This window comes from Trinickia sp. HAY1-2D, from assembly GCF_056754935.1.
The window spans coordinates 1,065,374-1,089,671 of sequence record NZ_JBPGWX010000002.1; the positions used below are offsets into that span (position 1 = coordinate 1,065,374).

The window sequence follows — 24,298 nt, forward strand, 5'->3', positions numbered from 1 at the left end:
GCAGTTTTGCCGTGCGTTCGTTTGCCGGCAATATCAACGGCCGAAGCCAAGCTGGTCCCACAGCGTATCGACGCGTGCTTTCACGGCCGGATCCATCGCGATGGGACGTCCCCATTCGCGATCGGTTTCGCCGGGCCATTTATTGGTTGCGTCGATACCCATCTTCGAGCCGAGACCGGCCACGGGCGACGCGAAATCGAGATAGTCGATGGGGGTACGTTCGACGAGCAGCGTATCGCGCGCGGGGTCGACCCGTGTCGTAACGGCCCATATCACTTCTTTCCAATCGCGCACGTCGACATCGTCATCGACGACCACGATGAACTTCGTGTACATGAACTGCCGCAGAAAACTCCAGACGCCGAACATGACGCGCTTCGCGTGCCCGGCGTAGCTCTTCTTCATCTGCACGATGGCCATCCGATAGCTGCATCCTTCGGGCGGCAGGTAGAAGTCCGTGATCTCGGGAAATTGCTTTTGCAGCAACGGGACGAACACTTCGTTCAGCGCGACGCCGAGCATGGCGGGCTCGTCGGGCGGTTTTCCGGTGTAGGTCGAATGGTAGATCGCGTCGCGGCGCATCGTGATGCGCTCGACGGTGAAGACCGGGAACCACTCCTGCTCGTTGTAGTAGCCGGTATGGTCGCCGTAGGGCCCCTCCAGCGCATGTTCATAGGCCGCGGCGGGGCCGCGCGACGGGCGCGCAGGGGCGCCGGGCGGGACGGCCGTGACGTCGTCTGCCTGCGGATGAATGAACCCTTCGAGCACGATCTCCGCGCGTGCGGGTACCTGCAATGTGTCCACGCCGGGCGTGAGGCACTTGGCGAGTTCGGTGCGCCCGCCGCGCAGCAGTCCGGCGAACTGATACTCGGAGAGCGTGTCGGGAACAGGCGTGACCGCTCCGAGGATCGTCGCCGGATCGGCGCCCAGCACGACGGCGACCGGGTAGGGCTGGCCGGGATGCTTGAGCGCGAACTCGCGGAAGTCCAGCGCGCCGCCGCGATGCGCGAGCCAGCGCATGATGAGCTTGTTGCGGCCGATCAGCTGTTGTCGGTAGATGCCGAGGTTTTGCCGGGTCTTGTTGGGCCCGCGCGTGACCGTCAGGCCCCACGTAACGAGCGGCGCCGCATCGCCGGGCCAGCAGGTCTGGATCGGCAGCTTCGCGAGATCTACGTTGTTGCCCTCCCAGACGATCTCCTGGCACGGCGGCGAGCTCACCGTCTTCGGTGCCATGTCCCAGACCGCCTTGGCGAGCGAGATCAGCTTGCCGGCGTCTTTCAGCCCCTTGGGCGGCTCGGGCTCTTTCAATGCGGACAGGAGTCGGCCGATATCGCGCAGCGACTCCAGCGCGGCACCGTCGCTGGCCGCGCCGGCGCTATCGATACCCATGCCGAGCGCGATGCGCCGCGTCGTGCCGAAGAGGTTCGCGAGTATGGGAAACCGGTAGCCGGTCGGCGCGTCGAAAAGCAGGGCCGGGCCGCCCGCGCGCAACACGCGATCGGCGAGCTCGGTCATTTCGAGGACAGGCGACACAGGATGATTGATGCGGCGCAGTTCGCCTGTTGCTTCCAGGCGCTCGACAAAATCACGTAAGTCTTTGTATTTCATGGATTACGGTCAGGCGGCGGCCGATGCGCGGCGCTTTGAATGAGGGCCGTTCCCCGCTACCGCGAGGGGGCTGGATGGCCTGCGATTGTACTCGTCGAGGGCGGAATCGCGTGCTCGAAAGCGTTTTCACAACCGGCCCGAAACGCGCGTGAGGCATAGTTTTCGGCCGTTTGGAGCCTTTCTTTAATTACATTTAGTTATGAATTTGAGAATTTGTAGCATTGACGATCTATAAAAGCCTGCTAGAATCCGTCGGCATTGGCTGCTGGGCCAATGCGATTCGAGTTCTATATCCCGGTCATTGACGCACCGCGTCACCGCTCGCCGCCTTGCACGGTGCTCGGTCCGATGGTTGTTCTTGCCAGCGCTTCGTGCCGCTGGCGTTTGCGTGTGAGAGCCACCGCGTGCATGCCTTCGGGGCATGCCGACGGTCCTTTTGCTCCGATGTGGCTCTCCACACGGTCCGGTACCGTATTCGACGGTACCGTGCCGTATCCCGGCGTCGCCGCGGTCCCAACCAAGGCCGTGCACGCCTTGGCTTTCGCGATATGCGCTCCATGCGCCGCAGTACCCTTCGCGAGGCCATGCCCAATGGGAGAACTGAATGAATACTTGGTTATCGTGGCGTCCCGAGGTTCGCTTCGCCCCGCTCGTGCGGGCAGCGTTGCGCCGTGGAACGCGTGTCAGCCACCATCTGTTCAGCATCGTCGGCGCGTGCGCCGTGGCGGTGGCGCTCGCGTTGTGGCTGTTGCCGACGGTGCGTGGGACGCTCGCAGCCAAGCTGATGCCGGTGCTGACGGCCGCCGTCGAGGCTGGCCCCGCGCGTCTGTTGAGCGGCCATCCCCTGCCACCGTTCGCGCCGGCCCATGCCGCGTCCCGCGACGAGACGCTCAGTGCCAACCCCATCAACGCCGACAACGCGCGCTATGACGGCGCTTTCGATGGCAGCGGCGCGAGCGGGCTCAGTGTCGCAAGCAGCGCAACCTCGCTCGATGCACGCACCCCGACGAGCGTCGATCTGCTCGCGAAGACGATTTCCTCGCAGCGCGTGGCCGCGGAGGCGCGCGACGACCGTGTTCTGGTCTCGGTGCGCGAGCAGGCGCTCGTCGCCTCGTATCTGGCACGCCGTTATCACGTCGCACAGGAACCGGTCTCCGAGCTCGTGAAAGCGGCGTTCGAAACGGGCCGCCAAGTCGGCCTCGATCCGCTCTTGCTGCTCGCGGTCATGGCAATCGAATCGGGCTTCAATCCCTACGCGGAAAGCGGCGTAGGCGCACAAGGCCTCATGCAGGTGATGGCGAAGGTCCACTCCGACAAGTTCGAGTATTTCGGGGGGACGACGGCGGCACTCGAGCCGCTCGCCAATATCACGGTGGGCGCACTCGTGCTGAAGGACTGCATCGCGCGCGGCGGCTCGCTTGCCGAGGGCTTGCGCTTCTATGTCGGTTCCACGTCGCCCGACGATGGCGGCTACGGTGCAAAAGTGATGGCGGAGCGGGCGCGTTTGCGCGACGTCGCGCGTGGGCGCTCCGTACCCATCAACGCGCCGCAGGCGCCGCAGCCTCAACCGCAGCGTGCCGTGGTCGCCTCGAACAAGCGCGTGCAGGTCGCGCTGAACAGCAATCATCCCGCGGCCGCCACGGTCAAGAGCACGGCGCCGGTCCGCAGCGATAGCGACACTGGCAGCGATGGCAACGCCGACGCGCAGCATGGGAGCGGCGGCTCGGAGCTTGGCGCGTAAGCCACGCCGTACTCGAGCCCGATACAAAAAAAGCACCCGGCGGGGTGCTTTTTTATGGACGATCGCCGCAGGCCCCGACGGGGGGCGCTGTTCGGGCTTACTAGGCTGACCGGCCAAACAGCCGGCCCAGCCGGGCGACGGCTTCCTCGATGAGCGGATAGGCCGTCGCATACGACAGACGGATATAGTTGCGCGGTGCGTGAACGCCGAAATCGAGCCCGGGGACGAGCGCGACGCCGGCATCGTGCAGCATGGCCTTCGCGAGCTCGGCGCTGTCGCCGGCCGCGGGGTGCGGCACGCCGCGGCAATCCGCATAGACATAAAACGCGCCGTCGGGAACGACGGGCACCGAAAAGCCGAGCGAGCTCAGCGCCGGTACGACAAAATCGCGGCGCCGCTTGAATTCGAGCCGGCGGCCTTCGTAGATCGCGATCGTTTCGGGTTCGAAACAGGCCAACGCCGCGTGCTGCGCGAGCGCCGACGCGCAGATGAAGAGGTTCTGCGCGAGCTTTTCGAACGCATCGATCATCGAGGGCGGCACGACCAGCCAACCGAGCCGCCAGCCGGTCATGTTGAAGTACTTCGAAAAGCTGTTGACCGTGACCACATCGTCGCCAAACGAGAGCGCCGACACGGGACGCGCGTCGTACCACAGCCCCTGATAGATCTCATCGACGATCGTAAAGCCGCCGCGCGCGCGTACGGCATGGACGATGCGCTCGAGTTCGGCCGGAGCGATCGACGTGCCGGTGGGATTCGATGGCGAAGCGAGCAGCACGCCGCGCGTACGTGGGCCCCAGTGCGTTTCGATATCGTTTGCGCTCAACTGGAAGCGCGCCTCGGGGCCGCTCGGCACGAGAACCGGTTTGCCTTCCGTCGCCGCCACGAAATGCCGGTTGCACGGATACGATGGGTCGGGCATCAGGACTTCGTCGTCGCGATCGACGAGCGCCGCGCAGGCGAGCAGCAAAGCCGCCGATGCACCGGCCGTCAGGATGATGCGGCCCGGATCGATCGAGACGCCATAAACGCTCGCGTAGTAATCGGAAATCGCTTCGCGCAGCGGGGTGATGCCCAGCGCGCCGGTGTACTTCGTCACGCCGCGCCGCAGTGCCTGCGCGGCGGCCTCGATGACAGGTTCGGGCGCCGTGAAGTCGGGCTCGCCGATGCCCATATGGATAATGTCGCGCCCCGCGCGCTCGAGCTGCGCGGCTTGCTTGGCGAGCTCCATGACGTAGAACGGGGCGATCGCGTCGACTCGCGAAGCGAGCTTGACGAGCGGTTCGGTGGCGACGGTCATGCTGATGCGCGTTCGATTTCAGTAGGAGAGGGGGCGGCCCGCCGCGAGTCACGGGCGCGGCCGTTGGCTGCGTCGGCGCGGGCGCGCCCGATCAGTGGCTGCCGCGGCTTGCCTGCGCTTCGCCGGGGCGCAGCGTAAGCGCGAGCTTGTCGAGCACGCCGTTCACATACTTGTAGCCATCCACGCCGCCGAACGTCTTGGCGAGCTCGACCGCTTCGTTGATGACGACACGGTAGGGGATGTCGGGGTGGCACTTGAACTCGTAAGCGGCGACGAGCAGCACGGCGCGCTCCACGGGGGAGAGCTGTTCGATGGGTCGATCGAGACACGGCGCGAGGTCGGCCGACAGATCGGCGGCGTCCCGGATCACGCCATGCAGCAGCGCGTCGAGATGCTCCTTGTCTGCCTTGTCGAACCCTTGCGCGCCGCGCAACTGGGCATCGATCTCACCGGCGGCGGCACCCGACAGCAGCCACTGATACAACCCCTGCGTGGCCAGTTCACGGGAGCGGCGTCGTGCACTCTTCATGCCTCGTCCTCTTCTTCCTCGTCTTCGTCTTCATCGTCGCCGCTCAGTTGCTCGAGCGCGACCGACAAATTCGCCATTTCGATTGCGACGCGCGCCGCGTCCCGGCCCTTCTCGGTCATGCGCGCAACGGCCTGGTCGTCGCTATCGGTGGTGAGCACCGCGTTGGCGACGGGAATGCCGAAGTCGAGCGCAATGCGCGTGATGCCGGCGCCGCTTTCATTCGAAACGAGTTCGAAATGATAGGTTTCGCCGCGAATGACGGCGCCAAGCGCGATGAGCGCGTCGAACTGGCCGCTCTCGGCAAGCTTTTGCAGCGCGAGCGGGATTTCGAGCGCGCCCGGCACCGTGACGAGCAGCACGTCTTCGCCCGTCACGCCGAGCCGTTCGAGCTCTTCGATGCAGGCGTCGACGAGCCCGTTGCAGACCGGTTCGTTGAAACGAGACTGGACGATGCCGATTCGCAGGCCGTCGCCGTCGAGATTCGGTTGGTATTGTCCGATTTCCATGGGGTTGTCCGTGAGAAGAGAAAGGGGGCGAGTCGCAACCGATGCGGCGACGGCCGATTATGCGCTTTTCGTCGCGGCGGCGCCCGGCATCGGCACGAAACCGGTGACTTCGAGGCCGTAGCCGGACATGCTGCCGAGGCGCCGCGGATTCGATAGCACCTGCATCTTGCCTACGCCGAGTTCGCGCAGGATCTGTGCGCCGACGCCATAGGTCTTGAAATCGACGGGGCGGCGCTTCAACTGCTCGGCCTTCTCCTTTTCGTCGAAGGCCTTGAAGACGTCGACCAGATGGTCCTTGGAGTCGCCGCAATTGAGCATGACGATGACGCCGAGATCGCGCGAGGCGATTTCTTTCATGGCTGCGTCGAGCGTCCACGAGTGCGTCGAGCTGCCTACTTCGAGCAGATCGAGCACCGACAGCGGCTCGTGCACGCGAACGAGCGTGTCGCGTTCGGGCGACGGTGTCCCACGCACGAGCGCGAGATGCGGCGAGCCGCTCGGGTGGTCCTGATAAAGGACGGCACGAAACGCACCGTGCGCCGTTTGCATCGTGCGCTCGGCAACGCGCGTAACGATCGATTCGGTGCGGCTGCGGTAGTGGATCAGATCGGCGATCGTGCCCGTCTTCAGGCCGTGCTGCGCGCCGAATTCGAGCAGATCGGGCAGGCGTGCCATCGTGCCGTCGTCCTTGATGACCTCGCAGATCACGGCGGCCGGCGTCAGCCCGGCGAGCGCCGCGAGGTCGCAGCCGGCCTCGGTATGCCCGGCGCGCACGAGCACGCCGCCCGGCTGCGCCATGATCGGGAACACATGGCCCGGCTGGACGATGTGCTCGGGACGGGCATCGCGTGCGACGGCCGCCGCGACCGTGCGTGCACGGTCGGCTGCGGAAATGCCCGTTGTGACGCCCTCGGCCGCTTCGATGCTGACCGTGAAAGCCGTGCCGTACTGCGTACCGTTGCGGTAGGTCATGAGCGGCAGGTGCAGCTGCTTGCAGCGCTCCTGCGTCAGGGTCAGGCAGACGAGGCCGCGACCGTAGCGAGCCATGAAGTTGATCGCTTCCGGTGTGACGAAATCGGCGGCAAGGACGAGGTCGCCCTCGTTTTCGCGATCCTCTTCGTCGACGAGGATCACCATGCGGCCGGCCTTCAGTTCGGCGATGATCTCGGGTGTGGAGGCGAGGGTCATGTCGGTGGGCTTGTTCGGGAAAGCGCGTATTTTACGCCAGCCTGACGGTCATGGCCGCAATCCCGCGTCCGCGTGCGTGCATTCGCTCCATTCGTTCGGTAAGCGGCTCGGACCGTCAGCGAGCGGCTCGCTTGCCGTCAGCGCGCCGGCTCTTGCGCAAACGCTTTGCGAAGCGTCCCGGGCGCGCTTCCATGAATACGTTTGAAGACCCGCGTCAAATGGGCCTGATCGGCGAAGCCCGTTTGGGCGGCGATATCGGCGAGCGGTGCACCGTGCATCATCAAGGCTTTCGCGCGGGCGATGCGCCAGTTGCGCAGCCAGGCATCGGGCGGCAGCCCGTAGCGCCGGGCAAAGTGCTTGACGAGGGTCGTGCGGTGCACGCCCCAGCGGCGCGCCGTGGCCGTCACGTCGGCCTTCACGGGCGTGTCCGCCGTGAGCTGGCGGCGCAGCTCCTCGCTCGCCCGGTCGGTCGCGTCGGTGGTGCGCAACCGGCTCGCGGCGGGGTTGTCGGCGGTTGGCCGGCACAGGTTCGCGCTCCCGCGCGTGGCATCCCCCGCATGCGCCGCCGGTACGCCATGCCGGGTGAGCAGCGCCAAGAGCGCCGTACTGAGCGCGAGTGCGCGCTCCTGCGACGAGAGTTCGGAGGCCGTCAGCGCCCCGACCCATTGCTCGCACAGCGCCTCGTCGCGAATGACGATCTGCTCGAAACCGACGCCGTCGCGATGCACGAGCGCGGCGTGCTGCTCGAACCAGGCCGGATCGATGTAGGCCATGCCGTATCTCAGCCCTGCTTTCGCGGTTCCACCGGTATGAACGACGCGCGGCGCAATCACGACGACGTCGCCGCGCCGGGCGACCCATTGCGCGCCTCCGCACGAAAACGCGCACGCGCCGTCGGCGATCGCGCCGATCGACCAGGCATCGTGAAAATGCGGCTCGAACCGGTAATCCTCGAGGGCGGCAGCCATGATTTCGCCCGGCAGTTCGGTGCCGCAATACCAGGTAAAGCGCGAGACGGTCATGACACGCTCCTCGATCGCCGATCAGCCGATATGGTAGCGGCTGATCGGCGGCGAGGGCACGCGCCCGGTCATCGACCGATATGCGGAATTCATCGCTGGTCAGCGAGGTAATTCTCGGCGACGACGAGATCGTCGATGGTCAGTGAGACGATCATCCGAAAACCGTTGCCGACGCTCAGTGGGCGAAACGCATCGAGCTCGAGCGACGGATGCGCGCTCAGCTCGAGCTCGGCCCGCCCGCTCTGCAATCGATCGATCGAGACGTTGCGCGCACGCAGTTGCGTGAGCTCGTGTACGGCGGGCGCGTCATGATAGCCGGCGGTGAGGCGCGGAAAGTGGCGCACGTTGAAGGTCGACGCAAAGCCGGGCTCCGGCAGGCGCTCGGTGGGGCCGTCGAGCGTGACGCGCGCATCGAACACGCGGCGATCTCGATAGGCGAGCGAGGCGGCGAACCGGCCGCCTGCCGACGGACTCGGCGATGCAGGGGAATGCACGCCATAGCTGCGTGTGATGGCCGTGTGTCCGAACTGTTTCGGCCAGCCTTGAACGAGACCGCGCATGAGGGCCAGATCCTGGTCGACCCAGATGTACGGACAGTAGGAGGCGGGCGAGCCTTTGCGCTCGCAGGCGACGAGCAGAATCGTCTCCTTGTATTGACTTGCGACCGGGTCGAGATACTCGTGGCCTGCATCGGTGGCGAATTGCCATTCGCAGAAAAACACGGTGCAGCGGCCGGCGCGCTCGCCTGTCGCCGGGGTCAACCCCCGCGGCAGATAGGCGGCGAGGGCGTCGCCGTCGGCCGCGAATTCGACGGCAAGACACTCGCCGGCGTAGTGCCACGGCGGGTGCGGTGCAAGCGATGACGTTCCGTTTGGCGTGCGCGGAATCGAATAGCCTTGCAGCATGTTTGCCCCCTTCGTTTTCGGTGAGAAGCCAGTATGGCGGGCACTTCGGGGGGCGTCTTGAACGCCAGTGAACGAAACTTTCTCTGTGAGAAGGCGCAAAAACGCGTAACATGGGGCAGCTCGCTCGATTCGAGCGCCCGCTTCCCGCGCACGTCGCGATTCCTCCGCCAGGGCACCCCGTGCCCCTGAACGCCAGGCATAAGGCAAGCTTGCTTCCGCGGTACAGTCCTTGGCTGGCCGTTTTTCTGTCGATATCTTGCCGCACCCGTGCGGCGCTGGGGTTACCCCATGAGCACCGGTTTTCATTCATACCGAGGGTTGGAGCTTTACCCTCTGGTCTTTCCGCATCAGGCAGCCAAGCCTGGATTCGCTCACAACTACGACGAAGGCTTCGATGCCGCCGTTCGTATTCAGGAGATGGAGGACGCTGGCGCGGCTGCGCGCAGCCGCGTCTTCCGGCTGACGGTCAAAAGGCCGTTCGAAAATGCAGGCGACGCGCGGCGGGCTTCCATCGCATATGCGGAGCAGTTGATCGATGCGTGCGATCCCGACAAAACCGTCTGGGACAGCGAATAGCGCGGTCCGTGTATAGTGCACCTCCTGTCGGGAAATCATCATGTTGGCGACACAGCTTCGCTCTTATAAGGGATACGATCTCTATCCCCTCGTGTTCTCGCGCAAATTCGAACGGTTCGACGGTCACTCGCGATATGCGGAGGGCTACGACATCGCCATTCGCGTGTGCCGGGCGGGGGATCGAAGCGGCGCCGGAAGGGTCTTTAAAATGGACCAGCAGCAGGCATTCGTCTCTTTCGGCACGGCACGCCGTGCCGCGTATCGACACGGCGAAGACATCATCGACGGAAGGGTGGAAGGCGCATCCGTCGGTGACCTTTAAACGATCCACGCGCGCTCAGCGGTCGGCGGATGCATTCGAACATGCGTTGCGCTCGCTGCCCGGATCGCAAACCAGGAGCAATATTGACTACCGTCATTCCCAAACCGAACGAACCCATGGAAGTGGCGCTGCGGCGTTTTCGCCGGAGCATTGAAAACACGGGCCTGATCAAAGAGCTTCGTGCACGGATGGCCTACGAAAAACCGACCACCGAACGCAAACGCAAGCGTGCCGCGGCGGTGTCCCGGCTGCGCAAGCAGATTCGCCGCTCCATGCCGCCGAAAAAGATGTATTGAACTGCCGCGCCGCCCAATGGGCGCGCGAGGGGATTCAACCCCGCGGGTGACGCTTCGTCCGTTCACGAGCCATGCGCATCGGCAACGGGCGATCAGCGCAGCATGAAAGACATCGCCGAAAGGCAGTTCAGCATCCGCACGATCGATTGCATATTGGCCGCGCGAAAACGCAGCGCAGTGCCATCGATGCGCTGCATCTCGGGCCACTGACAGAACAGGTCAGCAAGGCCCGCTGTCTGCGCGACGAGCTCGCATTCGAGCGGTGCCGCGATCGTGAACGGCGAGAGATCGCGCGCGGCAGACACGGCTGCCCGCGCGGCTTCGTAGACCCTATTGCATGCATGCGCGGGCGCCAGGCTCGTGCAAGATGCGTTGCCCGCCGCACGTTTGGTTTGCACGCCGATTGCGCCTGGAAAGGTCGATGTCGTTTCCGCAAGGAAGATATCGTCGCCCGACAGCAGCGCAACGGGCACGCCGAATTCGCCGGCGAGCGCCCCATACAAGCCAGCCTCGCCCAGTTCGATGCCGTTCACGCGCACGCATCGGAACGCAAAACTGTTGATCGTGTGCGCAAGCACGCCCGTGCTTTGGGCGCGCGCGTGATAGCCGATCATATAGACGGCGTCGCAGTCCTGTTCGACACCGGCCATCATCCCGAGATAGCGCGGCTTGCCCGTGATCGTCTGCGCGCGTGCGTCCAGCCGATCGAGCAGCAGGTTGCGAAAGCCGCCATGCGAATCGTTGACGAGGACTTGCGTCGCGCCACCATCGAAGGCCCCGCGGATCGCGGCGTTGGCTTCGTCGGTCATCCAGAGGCGTGCGCGTTCGTATTCGGCGTTGCCCGGGCGCGTTTGCTCGCTATGGACTACGCCCGCGATGCCTTCGATATCGGTGGAAATCAGAATCTTCAACGGTCATTCCTCGCTTCGTTGCGGGTCCAAGACACTGCGCCAATCGGGCAGCGCTTCCAGGATCGAGCGTCGGCTGTGGCCCTCCCGGCCCGTCACGGAAGCCGCGCGCCAAATCGCGTGGACGATGGCTTGCTCCACGGCTTCGGCACATGCTTCGAAGAGCGCGTCGATATGCGACTCGTGCAGCATGTGCACAGAAGGCATGGGCTCGTCCGGCAAGTGGGGGATCTGATAGGCCGTGCTGAAGGCCAGCGCGATGTCGCCGCTGCCATGTCCATAAACGGATCCCATGCGCGCGAGCCCGGCCCCGGCGCGCTTCGCTACGCGCCCCAGTTGCCGCGTATCGAGCGGGGCATCCGTGGCGACGATCATGATGATCGAGCCTTTTTCCGGTTCGCTGAATTCGTCGCCGCCGCCGGCACGGTTCGCGGCAAGCGTTCGGCCTAGCGGCTGTCCTGCAACGCTCAGATGGCAAAGGCGACCGAAATTGGCTAGCACGAGTGCGCCCAGGGTGTACCGTTCGCCGTTGGCAAGCATGGCCACGCGCGAGGCGGAACCGATGCCTCCTTTGAATCCGAAGCACGACATGCCGCGTCCCGCGCCCACCGATCCCTGCGCGAACATCGGCGCGGCCGCCGCGCATGCCTGGGCGTAATGCCCGGCCGACACGGCCATTGCCTGTATATCGTTCAAATAACCGTCGTTGCATTCGAACACGAGCGGATTGAGCGTGGGCCACTCGCGACCGATTTGCCGATGGCGGCGAAGAGCCGTTTCGATCTGCGCGGTGGCGATCGCAGCGACCGAAAAGGTATTCGTCAATGCCAGCGGCGTTTCCACTACGCCGAGCTCTTCCAGTTGCACTAGCCCGACGCTTTTGCCAAAGCCGTTGATGACGGTCGCGGCCGCCGGCACCTTGTAGAGGAATTCGTCGCGCTCATGCGGTACCACCACCGTCACGCCGGTCTGGCGCTCGCCTTCCGCGATGGTGGCGTGCCCGACTTTTACTCCGGCCACATCGCTGATGAGGTCGAGTGGCCCGGAGGGCAGGGTACCCACCCGTGGGGCGTCACCGGCAACAACGTCGGGCGCTTGCTGAAAAGGCATGGAAGTCTCTTTATCGCTGTCTCGCCGTCGTAGTCGGCTCAACGGTCGAGTTTCGGGTCGAGCGCGTCGCGCAGGCCGTCGCCCAGCAGATTGAAGGCGAGGACGGTCAGGAAGATCGCGAGCGCTGGAAAAATGGCCACATGCGGCGCCAGCAGCATATCCGCGCGCGCGTCGTTCAACATCGCGCCCCACTCGGGCGTCGGCGGTTGGGCGCCCATGCCGAGAAACGACAAGCTCGCGGCCGTGATGATCGAGGTGCCGATGCGCATGGTGCCGTAGACGACGATCGGCGAGATCGTGCCGGGAAGAATGTGACGGAACACGATCACCCAATCCGAGGCGCCGATGCTGCGCATCGCTTCGATGTAGGTCATGTGCTTGATCGACAGCGTGCTGGCGCGCACGAGCCGCGCGAATGCCGGCACGCTGAACACGGCCACGGCGATGATCACGTTGGCCATGCTCGAGCCGAGAATGGCGACGACGCCGATCGCCAGCAAAATACCGGGGAACGCGAGCAGGACGTCGGAAATGCGCATTGCGATGCGATCCCACCAGCCCTCGTAATAGCCGGCCATGAGACCCATGAGCGTGCCGCCGAGCGCGCCGAGTGCCACGGATATCAATCCCGCGGCCAGCGAGATGCGCGAGCCCATGACGATGCGGCTGAATTCGTCGCGCCCGAGCGCGTCGACGCCCATCCAGTGAGCCCATGACGGGCCCGCGTTCAGCGCGTTGTAATCGAAATAATTTTCCGGATCGAAAGGCACGATCCACGGCGCGAAGACGGCGACCAGCACGAGCAGCACGACGAAAGCGCCCGCGCCTTTTGCCAGCCTTTGCTTGCGGAACTTGCGCCAGAACTCGCGCGCCGGCGTGCGCACGCGGCCGGGCGGCGCGACGTCGGGTTGCAGCGCGGTAGCCTCGATTTCGCTCATCACGGCCTCCCTCATGCGTAGTGGATGGTCGGGTTGATGAGCCCGTACAGCACATCCACCACGATGTTGATCACGATGAATTCGGTGGAAAACAGCAAGATGAGCCCCTGGATGACGGGGTAATCGCGCATGTTGACCGAATCGACGAGCAGGCTGCCCATGCCGGGCCACGCGAACACCGCTTCGACGACGATGGAGCCGCCGAGCAGGAAGCCGAATTGCAGCCCCATCATCGTCACGACGGGAATCAGCGCATTGCGAAACGTGTGCTTGACGATGACGATCCACTCGGAGAGGCCTTTGGCCCGCGCCGTGCGCACGTAGTCCTCCTGCATCACCTCGACGAAGGCGGCACGCGTGAAACGCGCCATGACGGCGGCTACGCCGGCGCCGAGCGTGATCGAGGGCAGGATGTAGTGCCGCCACGAGCCGCCCCCGATCGATGGCAGCCATCCGAGCTGGACCGAAAAAATCTGCATCAGCACCATGCCGAGCGCAAATGCGGGAAACGAAATGCCCGAGACCGCGAGGGTCATGCCGATCGCGTCGGGCGCACGATTGCGCCAGACCGCCGAGGTCACGCCCACCACGAGGCCGAATATCACTGACCATGCCATGCTGGTCAGCGTCAGCACGAACGTCGGCATGAAACGATCGGCGATCTCCCGCGATACGGGGCGCCGTGTGCGCAGCGACTCGCCGAGATCGCCATGCAGCATGCGTTCCGTATAGCGCACGAATTGCGCGGGCAACGGCAGATCGAGGCCGAGCTGGTGGCGCACGAGCGCGACAGTGGCCTCGTCGGCGTCGGCGCCCGCGGCAAGGCGCGCCGGGTCGCCGGGCAGCACGTGAACGAACATGAAGACGGCGATCGTCACGAGCACCAGCGTCGGAAGGGTACCCAGCAGTCGTTTGGCGATATAGACGAGCATGATGAACCCGCATGGTCAGCGCGGATCGGACAAGCCGTCCGCGCTTCGGTGGGAGATACGAAACGACTTACTGCGCGAGGTCGACGTCGCTGAAGTTGAACGAGCCGTCCGGCATCACATAAAAGCCGCTCAGCTTCTTGCTCTCGGCTGCCAGGGTGCGGTCCGTGGTCAGGAAGATCCACGGCGCATCCTTCCAGATGCGCTGCTGCGCATCCGCATAGAGCTGCTGCCGTTTCGCAGCGTCCGTGGTCAGCAAGGCATTCGAGACGTCCTTGTCGACATCGGCGTTCGAGTAATACGCCGTGTTGTAAAACACCGGCGGCCATGCATCGGTGGTCAGCAGCGGACGCAGTGCCCAGTCGGCTTCGCCGGTCGATGCGGACCAGCCGCCGTAGTACATGCGCACCGCCGCGGTCTTCGCATCCTTGACCTGTTGCACGCGCTGTACGCGCTGGCCGGATTCGAGCAATTCGATCGACGTCTTGATGCCGACCTGCGCGAGCTGCTGTTGCAGGAACTGCACGACCTTGGCTGAGGTGCCGTCGTTATAGCCGGACCAGAGCGCGGTCGAAAAACCGTCCGGATAACCCGCTTCTTTCAGCAGCGCGCGCGCCTTGGCCGGATCGTAGGGCCAGGGCGACATCTTGTCGGCGAATGCCACCCCCTGGGGCACGACGCCCTGCGACGGAAACGCGTAACCGGCGAACGCGACCTTGGCCAGCGCGTCCTTGTTGATCGCGTAATTGACCGCTTCGCGCACCCTCACGTCGCTGAACGGCTTTTGCAGCACGTTCATCGATACGTACCGCGCCATGATCGATGGCGTGGAAACGACATCGAGCTTCGGGTTGGCTTTGAGCAGCGCGGCCTGCTCATACGGCACCGGATAGGCGAGCTGCGCTTCGCCGGTCTGGATCACCGTGGCACGCGTATTGTTGTCGGTCACGGTCCGAAAGGTCAGCGTATCGATCTTCGGGAAGCCCTGGCGCCAGTAGCCGGCGAACTTCCGGACCTTCAGGTACTCGGCCGGTTTCCATTCCACGAACTCGAACGGACCCGTGCCGACCGGATGGAACGCAATATCCTTGCCCCACTTTTTGAGCGCGGCCGGGGAGATCATCATGGCCGAGGGATGGGCGAGTGCGTTGATGAATGCGGAGAACGGCTGATTCAGCGTGATCTTCACAGTGGAGGGGTTGACTGCCTCCACCGATTTGATCCGGTTGAACTGGTTGTACCGGGCGAGGCCGTTGCTCTTGTCCAGTACGCGATCGAGGTTGACCTTGACCGCTTCCGCATTGAACTCCGTACCATCATGAAACTTCACGCCCTGACGCAGGGTGAGGGTATAGACCAGACCATCCGGGCTCACCGTATAGCTCTGCGCGAGCAGCGGCTGCGCCTTCAGATCTTTGTCGAACCCGAAGAGTCCCTCGTAATAGGCCTTGCCGACAGCCTGTGCGAGCGTCGAATTCGTGTTGTAGGGATCCAGCGAATCCAGGGCGATCTGCACTGCGACTGTCACGTCCTTTGCGGCCATCGCCAACGGTGCCGTGAATACACCGAAAGCGAGCGCAATGGCGCCGACCCATTGTTTTGCGCGAAACGTACGCATCGTTCAACTCCTCGTAGCAGGGTGGTGGTGCATCAAAACTGCGCGGCAATGGCATGCTGCGCGACAAAATGGTCCCGAGCGACCTGCATGAGCGGTGCAACGACGGGCTCGTCGCCGACATCGCGGATCGGGCTCGGAATCTCGTCGGAGGACAGCTTGCGGTCGAGGTGGCGCCGACGCGGGTCCGCGATCGGTACCGCGCTCATCAACTTCTTCGTGTAGGGGTGCTGAGGATTCTCGAAGATGTCGCGACGTGAGCCGATTTCGACGATCTGACCGAGATACATGACGGCCACGCGATGACTGATCCGTTCCACCACGGCCATGTCATGCGAGATGAACAGCATGGCCATGCCGAGTTCGTGCTGCAGATCGATCAGCAGGTTGACGATTTGAGCCTGGATCGATACGTCGAGGGCGGACACCGATTCGTCGGCGACGATGACCTTGGGATGGGTGGCGAGTGCCCGGGCAATGCAGATGCGCTGCCGCTGGCCGCCCGAGAATTCGTGCGGATAGCGCTGCGCCGCATCGGCCGGCAACCCGACACGCTCGAGCAGATGGCGCATGCGTTTTTCGGCTTCGCGCTCGTCATACAGCTTATGGATGCGCATCGGCTCCATGACCGAGTAACCGACGCTCAGGCGCGGATCGAGCGAGGCCAATGGGTCCTGAAAAACGAACTGGATATGGCAGCGCAGATCGCGCAGTGCCGCACCCTGCAGACTATCGATCGGCTGGCCGTCGAATACGATCCGGCCGCCCTGGCTTTTGACGAGCTGCAGCAGCGAGCGGCCCGTCGTCGATTTGCCGCAGCCCGATTCGCCGACCAACGACAGCGTTTCGCCGGGATGCAGATCGAAGCTGACCTGCTCGACCGCATGAACGCGGCGTTTCACGCGGCTGAAGAGGCCGGTACGGATGTCGAAACGCGTCGTGAGCTCGCGCACACTGAGAATCGGCTCGCGTCTCGTGTCGGCGGCTGCCGCGGCGGTTGCGGGAGCCTCCGCTATTGGCGTCTTGCCTGCCACATCGGCGCCGTCGAGCAGAGGAAAACGCGCGGGGCGATCGGTGCCGCGCATCGAGCCGAGCCGCGGTACCGCGGCAAGCAGGGCTCGCGTGTACGGATGGGACGGCGCATCGAAGATCTGCTGCGAGGGGCCATCCTCCACGGCTTCGCCGCGCAGCATCACGAGCACGCGATCGGCTACTTCCGCCACGACACCCATGTCGTGCGTGATGAAGATCACGCCCATTTGCATGTCGCGCTGCAACTCGCGGATCAACTGCAGAATCTGCGCTTGTACGGTGACGTCGAGCGCGGTGGTCGGCTCGTCGGCAATCAGCAGGGCGGGCCGGCACGCCAGCGCCATGGCGATCATGACGCGTTGGCGCATGCCGCCCGAGAGTTGATGCGGAAAGCGCCCCAGTACGTTCCTGGCATCGGGCAGGCGCACCTGATCGAGCATACGCAGTGCTTCGGCGCGCGCGGCGCTTGCGCCGAAGCCTTGATGAAGGCGAATCGATTCGGCAATCTGCTCGCCGACGGGGAACACCGGATTCAGCGATGTCATCGGCTCCTGGAAGATCATCGCGAGATCGGCACCGCGCATCGCGCGCATCTGCTGCGCACTGCTGCGCGCGAGGTCCACGACGGGACCGGCCCGGCGGCGGAATTGCATGCGTCCGCTCGTAATGCGGCCGCCGCCATACTCGACGAGGCGCATCAGCGCGAGCGAGGTAACCGACTTGCCCGAACCCGATTCGCCGACGATGGCGAGCGTTTCGCCGCGATCCACATGAAACGAAAGGTGCTTGACCGCCGGGATCGTGCACTCGGGACCCTTGAATTCGACGCTCAGATCGTCGACGCGGACGACTTGGCTGGGTGCCATGTCTTCGAATGGTGCAGCTATCGGGTTCATGGTTTGGCTCGCATCGATAAGGGCCGGGAGCGACAGGGCTCGTTCGCCTGTCACCGATAGATGGCGACGACAGGGGCTTGTCCGGTGCGAATGAAGCCCCGGTACATTCCTTCGGTGTTGAATGGCATGCTGACGTTGCCGTGGGCATCGACGGCGATGAGGCCGCCGCTGCCGTCGATGAGCGGCAGCTGTTCGTGGATCACGCTATGCGAGGCTCGTTCGAGCGAAGCGCCCGCGTACTTCATCCGGGCAGCGACGTCATGCGCGGCCACCAGGCGGATGAACATCTCGCCCGTTCCGGTCGTCGAAATCGCGCAGGTGTCGTTGCTCGCATAGCAACCCGCGCCGATGATCGGCGTGTCGCCGACGCGCCCGGGCTGCTTGTTGGTCATGCCGCCCGTCGATGTCGCGGCGGCAAGGTTGCCGTGCGCATCGAGCGCGACGGCCCCCACCGTGCCAAGCTTGCGACCCTCGTCGAGCGGCGCAGAGCTCAGCGCGCTGTCTTGCGAGCCGCCCGGAAACGATAGCGGTACTGCCGATTGCGCGGCTGGGGTGCCGTCGTGATCGAGCGCTGTCCCATCCGCGCTCGTTCGCTGCACACGTTCGAGCTGCGCACGGCGCTCGGGCGTCGAGAAGAACGCGGGCTCCACGCACTCGAGTCCGTGCGCGCGCGCGAACGCTTCGGCGCCGTCCGCAACGAACAGGACGTGCTGACTGCGCTCCATCACGGCACGTGCGGCGAGCACCGGATTGCGCACGGTGCGCAGATTGGCCACCGCGCCGCTTTTGAGCGTGCGGCCGTCCATGATCGCCGCATCGAGTTCATGGGTACCCGCGCTCGTGAAGACGGAACCGCGACCCGCATTGAAAAGCGGACATTCCTCGAGCAGGCGCACGGCTTCCGTCACGGCATCGAGCGCGGTGCCGCCTTCGTCGAGAATCCGTCCGGCGTTGCGCAGAATCTCGCGCATGGCGCTCTGGTAGGCCTCGCGCACGTCCGCCGAAGCTTCTTCGCGCGCCATTGCGCCCGCGCCGCCATGAATGGCGAGTACAGCGTTAGTCATGCTTGTCTTCCTTGTGGTTCAGCCAGGGCATCACCGATTCGGTGACCTTTGCCACCGCGTCGAGCGAATTGGCGGAGCGATGGGCGACAGCCGCGCACAGTGCTTCTATCAAGCCGAGTGCCGACGTCTCCGAGTTCGAGAGGTATTGCCGCTCGCTATGCGCGAACAGGCAGATGTCGGCGCAGGCGGCAATCGGCGAGGTGGGTTTGTCGGTGAGCGCGAGAACGTTGGCGCCCGTGTCGCGTGCGGCCTTGACCAGGGTGACCGTGTCGGCCAGATAGCGCGGAAAACAAATGGCGATGACGAGGTCGCCCGTGCGGAGCCGGGAAGTCTGGCGCGCGGCTTCCGATACGCCGCCGATGGTCGCGAGGTTTTCCACCATGTCGCAATAGACCGCCAGGTTGCGCTGCAGGAGCCCCGCGAGATAGCCGCTCGCCCCGAAGCCGAGGACGGAGATGCGCCGGGCGTCCAGCACGGCTTGCACCGCTTTCTCGCACTGGTCGGCGCTCAGCGACGCGCGCGTGAGCTCGAAATTGCGCTGATCCTCATAGAGCGATGCGGCGAAGACATCGGCCGCCGACGCGGCGCGCGTGCGCTCGAAACGCAAGCGCTCGACAGGCGCCAGCGCGTCCTCGAACCCCTGCGCGAGCAGCGCGCGGAACTGCGGGTAGCCCGGCAGACCGAGCTTGCGTACGAAGCGATTGGCTGTCGCATTCGACACCTCGCAGGCGTTCGCGAATTCGTCGATGCTCATCAACGCAACCTTGAACGGCTTCGCGAGCACGTAATCGGCAAGGCGCCGATGCGCGTCGCTCAGGGCCGGCAGCGTTTCGGCTATGCGTTCGACGACGGACGAGGAGGGCGGATTCATCGCGGTGCCAAGGGCAGTGGTGTTCGTCATGTAAGTAAATTTTCACCAGAGTATCGACGACAAAAAAATATTTTCATAGGGGTTTACGCCGAGATGGAGCATAGAGGATGGGGGCGCTCGGGCCACGACAAGTGGGCGCACGCGCGGTGCGGGGGGTGACATCTGGCCTTCACTCGCCGCCGCTAGCATGGCGCGACATGCAAGCGCGTCGGCCGGCGCACGGCCGTGGATACATGAGGGCTGACAGGAAATGACGAAGAAAAACACCACCGATGCGTCTTTGGATCATGCGAGCGGCAGCGTATCGCGCCGCGGCTTTCTCAAGCTCGCGGGCGCCTCGGGATTCGCGGGCGCGGCCGGCGCGCTGACCGTGGCGGCGAAAGCGGCTTCGGCAGGCGAGGCCGCCGACGGCACGCCCGAACAAATCCATCTGACGTGGGGCGACGATCCGACGAGCGAGGTCGTCGTGTCGTGGGCGTCGCAAGCGGCGGCCACCGGGGCGCGAGTCACCGTGAGTGCGGACCATGGCCACAGCGAAACCGTGCGCGCGGTACAGCGCGTGTACACGGACGGACTCTCCGGTGTCGCAGTGTTCGCCTATCATGCGCGCGTGCGTGGCTTGCGGCCCGATACCACGTACCGCTATGAAGTCACCGCGGACAACAGCAGCCGCGTCGGCACTCCGTTCAGCGCGAGCTTCGCGACCGCTCCGCGCGGTCGCAAGCCGTTCCGCTTCACGAGCTACGGCGATTTGGCGACGCCTAACACCAACTGGGTCCTGTCGTCGCCGCAAAGCCGCTTCGCGGTGGAGGCCGTCGAGCGGTTTCAGCCGCTGTTTCACCTGCTGAACGGCGACCTGTGTTACGCGAACCTCAACCCGGCGCATCAGACCGATGTGTGGCGCGATTTCGGGAACGACAACCAGACATCGGCGGCCAATCGTCCCTGGATGCCGTGCCCGGGCAACCATGAACTCGAGTTTCACAACGGCCCGCAGGGTCTCGACTCCTATCTGACGCGCTATACGCTGCCCGATAACGGCACACGTTTCCCAGGGCGCTGGTACGCGTTTCAGGTGAGCTCGGTGCTGTTCATCTCGCTCGATGCCGACGACGTCGTGTATCAGGATGCCGCCGCGTTCGTCGCGGGCCCCGCGCCGCTCGTGCCCGCACCGGGCACGGGCAATCCGCCGATCGCGCCGGGAACCTCGCTATACGTGCGCGGCTACAGCAACGGCGAGCAGACGCGCTGGCTCGAGAAAACGCTGCGCCGCGCCGCGGACGACCGCGATGTCGACTGGATCGTCGTGCAGATGCATCAGGACGCGCTGAGTTCGTCGAAGACAGGCAACGGTTCGGACAAGGCATTGCGCGAGGCGTGGCTGCCGCTCTTCGAGCGCTATGGCGTCGACCTCGTACTCTGCGGGCACGATCACGACTACGAGCGCAGCTATCCGGTGTGCGGCTGTTTCCGGTACATGGGTACGGACCTGGCGACGGGCGAGCGCGTCGACACGCTGACGCCGCGACCGGTGCGTCATGCGCAGTACGGTGCCAACACCTTCGACACGACGCGCGGGACGATCCACCTGATTCTCGGCGGTGGCGGCACCAGTGCGCCGCTCGATGTGTATGGCGTCGACACCGGCACCGGCATCGCGCAAGCGAAGGTATTCACGAAGCCGAACCGTCCGATGCCGGGTGCGAGCGCGGGTACCTTCGTGCGTGCGCCGGCCGACGCGGTGGAAGACGCGGTGTGGTCCGCGAAGCGCGATACCGAGACGGGCTACGGCATTGCGGTGTTCGATGTCGATCCGGGCGAGCGTGGCGGCAAGACCACCATCACGATGAACTACTATCACGCGCCCGGCGCGGACCGCGTCCCGACCGGGGAGTACGAGCTCTTCGAGACGGTGACGCTCGCGAAGGCACGTCGTTGAGATGTAGGTCGACTGATGCAGGGCGCGGCTTCGTCACGCCCTGCATCAGATGGCAGACGTAACGGCTTTCCTGCTCGCTGAAGGTCGTGCGGTACCGGCGCTGTCGCCGCGTTGCATTGGTTCTACTTTTCGCTGTCGTCCTCTCGTTTTCGCGCCCCATCCTCCCCGTACCGCCGCGACTTTTCGACAATCCTCCTGCAGCACTTCATTAGCTGACTCCGAATGATTGCTCTTGCGCAACGCTAACGGTTGCCGCAAGCGGCAACCGTTTTCCCTCCTCGCCGCACGGCGATTTGCCTCGTATCGTTAAAAGGAATGCCCATGCCGAAAAAGCTTCATCACGCTGCCTATCGATGCAAGGACGCCGCTGAAACCGTCGACTTTTATGTCAACGGAATCGGGATGAAATTTGCGGCGACGATGATCAATCACATCCCGTCGACGGGGCTCAAGGCCATCAACAACAATGTCTTCTTCGAAATGGAAGACGGCAGCTATATCTGCTTTTTCGAAATTCACGGCAGCAAGGAACCGGTTCTGCCGGTCGAAAACGATTGGGCACAACATCTCGCGCTCGAGGTCGAGGATGAAACGCGCGCCGAGGCCATCTGTGCACGGCTGCGCGAGCGCGGCGTGGCAGTCGAAGGGCCCGTCGTGCACGGCGAGCTCGCGAGCTCCTGGTATTGCAACGATCCGAGCGGACACCGGATCGAATTGATCGTCAAGCCCCGCGTACCCGCGACCGCGATATGGGAACGGTTTGCGGCAACCGCATACGACGATCTGGCCAAGTGGGCCGAGTTCAAGAAGACCGCGATCTGAGCGGGTCCCTACGGTCGCATTCGTCGACCGCGCATTCCATTGCAAAAACGCAGATCGAGGTCGCGCATGAAGGAAACGAATTACTGGAACTACCTCAAAGTCGAGGAGTTGTTGGCGCTTCAAACTGGCCTCGGTGAGGACGAATCGGGAGTCGGTAACGATGAACTGCTTTTCATCGTCGTCCATCAGATTTACGAGCTTTGGTTCAAGCTCATCCTGCGTGAATTGACGTTCGCGCGCAATGCGCTGAGTGAGGACATGCCGCACGACCATCGCGTCGCGCCGATCGTACGCTCCCTGCGCCGGGCCATCGTCATTTTCGAGCAGGCGAATCAGCATTTCCGGGTGATCGAGACGATGACCACACGGGATTTTCTCGATTTCCGCGACGCGCTTACGCCAGCGAGCGGCTTCCAATCGGCCCAGATGCGCGAAGTCGAGATCCTGCTGGGGCTCGAGGACCACGAACGCATTTCGCCTGGCAACCGATGCTTCAAGGACGCGCTGAAGTCTGCGGACGGCACGCCCTCATGGTCGTCCCGACGTGTCGAAGCGCGTATCGCGCAAGGCCCGAGTTTCAAGGATTGCCTTTATGAATGGCTGTCCCGTCTGCCGATCGTCGGGACGGTCGACGGCTTCATCGGCGACTATGTGCGCGCCATTCGCGACGAGAACCGCAGCCGCGCGCAAATGCTCGTCGAGTGCGGTCTTCCGCCCGACGATATCGAGCGCCTCGCGGTCCGCCGGCGGGCCGACGAATCGAACGTCGAGGCCTACCTGCGCGCGCAGGACGACCCCGAAGCCGATATGGCGACGCGCGCCAAACGTCGTGCGGTCCGCGCCGCATTGCTCTACATCGAAAGCTACCGGGAACGACCCGAGCTCGGATGGCCGCGCGAGCTCATCGAAGCGGTGCTCGATTTCGAGCAAGCCTTCGTGATCTGGCGGCAGCGGCATGCGCGGATGGTCGAGCGGATCATCGGACGCCGCGTCGGTACCGGCGGCTCGAGCGGCGTCGACTATCTGGACGAAACCGCGCTGCGCTATCGCGTGTTTTCGGATCTTTGGACCGCGCGTTCGTTGTTGTTGCGCAAGGCCGCGGTCCCGACGCTCGATCCGGCGTTGGAGGATCGATGATGGCGCGCATTCGCGTGGTCGTCGTCGGGGCAAGCATGGCGGGCCTGATAGCTGCGCTCGCGCTCGCGCGCAAGGGCGCCGACGTTCAATTGCTCGATCGCGACGATATGACGCCGCGCGTCGATCGCGCATCGAGCGGTGAAGCCCCGTTCGATGCGAGCTGGCGCAAAGGTGCACCGCAGGCGCGTCATACTCATGCGCTCGCGGCACTTGGGCGCCAGGTACTGCGTTCGCGCGCGCCCGACGTGTGGCAGGCGTTGCTCGATGCGGGCGCGATCGAGACGCCGTTTGGCGGTACGCTGCAACCGGGCAAGGAAGCCGTGCCGCGCGTCGACGACGACGCGTTGTTCGGCCTGTCGTGCCGACGCTCGCTCGTGGAGGAAGTCGTCCGCCGCATCGTATGCGCCGAGCCGAATGTGACGCTGCGCGATCGGGTGGTCGTCACCGGACTGCTGGCAGCGCCCGGACCCTTACCGGTCGTCGAAGGTGTACGCACGTCGGAGGGCGACGTGCGTGCCGATCTCACGATCGACGCGCTGGGACGTGCATCGCCATCTGGAAAGTGGCTGCAAGCGCTCGGCGCATCGGCACCGGTGGAAAGCTCGGAAACCTGCGGCCTGTCCTATCTCACGCGCTGGTACCGGTCGCGCAACCGGCCGGCCGTGCAGTTGACCTCGGGTCTTTCCGCCGGTGCCTATGCGGCATCGAGCGGCTGTATCGCGTGCCCCGCGGATCATGGTTATGTGTCGGTGACGATGATCGTTCCGCACGGCGACGTCATGCTGTCGCCGCTATCGGATGCGCAGACGTTCACCGCGGCGGCCCGTTTGCATGCCGGCCTTTCCGAATGGCTCGATATCGAAGCGGGAGAACCGCTCTCCGACGTCCTTCGCTGGCCCGTCTGCGAGAATCGCTTTCGACGCTTCGTTGTCGATCGCCGGCCGCTCGCGCTCGGGCTCATCGGCGTCGGGGATTCGATTTGCGTGACGAACCCGGTCTATACGCGCGGCATGTCGCTCGCTGCGCGCCACGCGTTTGCGATCG

Annotated in this window: 22 protein-coding genes; 7 read left to right on the top strand and 15 right to left on the bottom strand. The window is 64.5% G+C overall.

Going from position 1 to position 24,298, the window contains the following annotated elements; all coding sequences use genetic code 11:
* Positions 1-33: 33 nt before the first annotated feature.
* Positions 34-1,608, bottom strand: a complete 1,575-nt coding sequence (locus ACR9ZC_RS11950; RefSeq protein ID WP_481580437.1) for a UbiD family decarboxylase — start codon at positions 1,606-1,608, stop codon at positions 34-36.
* A gap of 604 nt (positions 1,609-2,212) precedes the next feature.
* On the opposite strand from ACR9ZC_RS11950, the gene ACR9ZC_RS11955 reads away from it, so the two are divergent.
* Positions 2,213-3,349, top strand: coding sequence for a transglycosylase SLT domain-containing protein (locus ACR9ZC_RS11955; RefSeq protein ID WP_481580438.1), 1,137 nt, complete (start codon positions 2,213-2,215; stop codon positions 3,347-3,349).
* Between the two features lie 100 nt (positions 3,350-3,449).
* Here ACR9ZC_RS11955 and ACR9ZC_RS11960 read toward each other — a convergent pair whose 3' ends face one another.
* The 6 genes from ACR9ZC_RS11960 to ACR9ZC_RS11985 all read right to left on the bottom strand — a co-directional run bounded on the left by ACR9ZC_RS11960 (position 3,450) and on the right by ACR9ZC_RS11985 (position 8,799).
* Positions 3,450-4,649: a pyridoxal phosphate-dependent aminotransferase gene (locus ACR9ZC_RS11960; protein ID WP_481580439.1), complete on the bottom strand. Its 1,200-nt coding sequence runs from the start codon at positions 4,647-4,649 to the stop codon at positions 3,450-3,452.
* A 91-nt stretch (positions 4,650-4,740) separates the two neighbouring features.
* Positions 4,741-5,178, bottom strand: a complete 438-nt coding sequence (gene nusB, locus ACR9ZC_RS11965; protein WP_331567629.1) for a transcription antitermination factor NusB — start codon at positions 5,176-5,178, stop codon at positions 4,741-4,743.
* Positions 5,175-5,684 (bottom strand): 6,7-dimethyl-8-ribityllumazine synthase, encoded by a 510-nt coding sequence (gene ribH / locus ACR9ZC_RS11970; RefSeq protein ID WP_331567627.1) that lies wholly within the window; start codon positions 5,682-5,684, stop codon positions 5,175-5,177. The genes nusB and ribH overlap by 4 nt, the downstream gene beginning before the upstream one ends.
* Before the next feature lie 57 nt (positions 5,685-5,741).
* Positions 5,742-6,872, bottom strand: coding sequence for a bifunctional 3,4-dihydroxy-2-butanone-4-phosphate synthase/GTP cyclohydrolase II (gene ribBA, locus ACR9ZC_RS11975; protein ID WP_481580440.1), 1,131 nt, complete (start codon positions 6,870-6,872; stop codon positions 5,742-5,744).
* Positions 6,873-7,009: 137 nt separating this feature from the next.
* A complete protein-coding gene (locus ACR9ZC_RS11980; RefSeq protein WP_481580441.1) occupies positions 7,010-7,894 on the bottom strand; it encodes an AraC family transcriptional regulator in 885 nt (294 codons plus the stop codon).
* An 89-nt stretch (positions 7,895-7,983) separates the two neighbouring features.
* Positions 7,984-8,799 carry an acetoacetate decarboxylase family protein gene (locus tag ACR9ZC_RS11985; protein WP_481580442.1) on the bottom strand — a complete coding sequence of 272 codons (816 nt, stop codon included), beginning with the start codon at positions 8,797-8,799 and terminating at the stop codon, positions 7,984-7,986.
* 288 nt (positions 8,800-9,087) lie between these two features.
* On the opposite strand from ACR9ZC_RS11985, the gene ACR9ZC_RS11990 reads away from it, so the two are divergent.
* The 3 genes from ACR9ZC_RS11990 (at position 9,088) to rpsU (ending at position 9,993) form a co-directional block, all read left to right on the top strand.
* Entirely contained in the window at positions 9,088-9,375 is a 288-nt protein-coding gene (locus ACR9ZC_RS11990; RefSeq protein ID WP_173259762.1) for a hypothetical protein, read from the top strand.
* A gap of 40 nt (positions 9,376-9,415) precedes the next feature.
* Positions 9,416-9,697, top strand: coding sequence for a hypothetical protein (locus ACR9ZC_RS11995; protein ID WP_331567619.1), 282 nt, complete (start codon positions 9,416-9,418; stop codon positions 9,695-9,697).
* An 83-nt stretch (positions 9,698-9,780) separates the two neighbouring features.
* On the top strand, positions 9,781-9,993 hold the full coding sequence (gene rpsU, locus ACR9ZC_RS12000) for a 30S ribosomal protein S21 (RefSeq protein ID WP_173259766.1): 213 nt from the start codon (positions 9,781-9,783) through the stop codon (positions 9,991-9,993).
* Positions 9,994-10,085: 92 nt separating this feature from the next.
* Here the strand turns inward: rpsU and ACR9ZC_RS12005 are convergent, their stop codons facing one another.
* From ACR9ZC_RS12005 to ACR9ZC_RS12040, 8 genes are all read right to left on the bottom strand, one after another.
* Entirely contained in the window at positions 10,086-10,904 is an 819-nt protein-coding gene (locus ACR9ZC_RS12005) for a M55 family metallopeptidase (protein WP_481580443.1), read from the bottom strand.
* 3 nt (positions 10,905-10,907) lie between these two features.
* Positions 10,908-12,011, bottom strand: a complete 1,104-nt coding sequence (locus tag ACR9ZC_RS12010) for a DmpA family aminopeptidase (RefSeq protein ID WP_481580444.1) — start codon at positions 12,009-12,011, stop codon at positions 10,908-10,910.
* Positions 12,012-12,049: 38 nt separating this feature from the next.
* Positions 12,050-12,949, bottom strand: coding sequence for a glutathione ABC transporter permease GsiD (gsiD, locus tag ACR9ZC_RS12015; RefSeq protein WP_440560982.1), 900 nt, complete (start codon positions 12,947-12,949; stop codon positions 12,050-12,052).
* A gap of 11 nt (positions 12,950-12,960) precedes the next feature.
* Positions 12,961-13,881: a glutathione ABC transporter permease GsiC gene (gene gsiC, locus ACR9ZC_RS12020; protein ID WP_440560983.1), complete on the bottom strand. Its 921-nt coding sequence runs from the start codon at positions 13,879-13,881 to the stop codon at positions 12,961-12,963.
* Between the two features lie 67 nt (positions 13,882-13,948).
* Positions 13,949-15,496, bottom strand: coding sequence for a glutathione ABC transporter substrate-binding protein GsiB (gene gsiB, locus ACR9ZC_RS12025; RefSeq protein ID WP_481580445.1), 1,548 nt, complete (start codon positions 15,494-15,496; stop codon positions 13,949-13,951).
* Between the two features lie 32 nt (positions 15,497-15,528).
* A complete protein-coding gene (locus ACR9ZC_RS12030) occupies positions 15,529-17,421 on the bottom strand; it encodes a dipeptide ABC transporter ATP-binding protein (protein WP_481580446.1) in 1,893 nt (630 codons plus the stop codon).
* A 50-nt stretch (positions 17,422-17,471) separates the two neighbouring features.
* Complete coding sequence (locus ACR9ZC_RS12035) at positions 17,472-18,485, bottom strand: isoaspartyl peptidase/L-asparaginase family protein (protein WP_481580447.1); 1,014 nt, start codon at positions 18,483-18,485, stop codon at positions 17,472-17,474.
* Complete coding sequence (locus tag ACR9ZC_RS12040) at positions 18,478-19,356, bottom strand: MurR/RpiR family transcriptional regulator (protein WP_481582652.1); 879 nt, start codon at positions 19,354-19,356, stop codon at positions 18,478-18,480. The genes ACR9ZC_RS12035 and ACR9ZC_RS12040 overlap by 8 nt, the downstream gene beginning before the upstream one ends.
* Positions 19,357-19,606: 250 nt before the next feature.
* Between ACR9ZC_RS12040 and ACR9ZC_RS12045 the strand changes: the two genes are divergently transcribed.
* From ACR9ZC_RS12045 to ACR9ZC_RS12055, 3 genes are all read left to right on the top strand, one after another.
* Positions 19,607-21,295: a purple acid phosphatase family protein gene (locus tag ACR9ZC_RS12045; protein WP_481580448.1), complete on the top strand. Its 1,689-nt coding sequence runs from the start codon at positions 19,607-19,609 to the stop codon at positions 21,293-21,295.
* A gap of 321 nt (positions 21,296-21,616) precedes the next feature.
* The gene (locus ACR9ZC_RS12050) at positions 21,617-22,117 is read left to right on the top strand and encodes a VOC family protein (protein ID WP_331567601.1); all 501 of its coding nucleotides are present in this window, start codon (positions 21,617-21,619) and stop codon (positions 22,115-22,117) included.
* 66 nt (positions 22,118-22,183) lie between these two features.
* Positions 22,184-23,254, top strand: a complete 1,071-nt coding sequence (locus tag ACR9ZC_RS12055; protein ID WP_481580449.1) for a tryptophan 2,3-dioxygenase family protein — start codon at positions 22,184-22,186, stop codon at positions 23,252-23,254.
* The last annotated feature ends 1,044 nt before the right edge of the window (positions 23,255-24,298 follow it).